This is a genomic window from Bradyrhizobium sp. CSA112 (assembly GCF_029051645.1).
GTDB lineage: Bacteria > Pseudomonadota > Alphaproteobacteria > Rhizobiales > Xanthobacteraceae > Bradyrhizobium.
On sequence record NZ_JAACFS010000166.1, the window covers coordinates 1 to 400 of the forward strand.

1 protein-coding gene is annotated in these 400 nt (G+C 59.2%); it reads right to left on the minus strand.

Going from position 1 to position 400, the window contains the following annotated elements; all coding sequences use genetic code 11:
- On the minus strand, positions 1-400 hold a 400-nt coding region (locus GWE18_RS42155; protein ID WP_275191340.1), incomplete at both ends, for a hypothetical protein.

Here is a 400-nt window from a genome sequence, read left to right on the forward strand (position 1 = left end):
TTCGAGGTCACCGCGATGGCATGGGCTCGATCGTTGGCTGGTGCAGAGACGACGTCGGATTCCGTGGAGGCCGCAGTCTCTTTTTTCGGCGTGGCGCTGGCCTTTTCCTCCACCTTCTGGTCGGAGGCTTGCTCAGGTTCATCGCTCGTGCCGTAGCTAGAGACCCCGCGCTTTTTTGCTTGCGGGTTCAGCTGGTCCTGTTCCTTCTCTGGACCCTGCCCAGGCTGGTTGGCTTCCTTGGCTTCCTTGGCATTCGTGCGCTCTCGGTCCATTGGAGGGGCCGAATCTCTCGCGCCGAACTGCCTGTCTTCTTCCCTCTTCGCGTCAAGGAGCTTGTTGTCAAAGCGCGCCTTCTCATCGATGCGCTTCTTTTCTTGGAAGCGTTTTTCCTCCTCTGCGG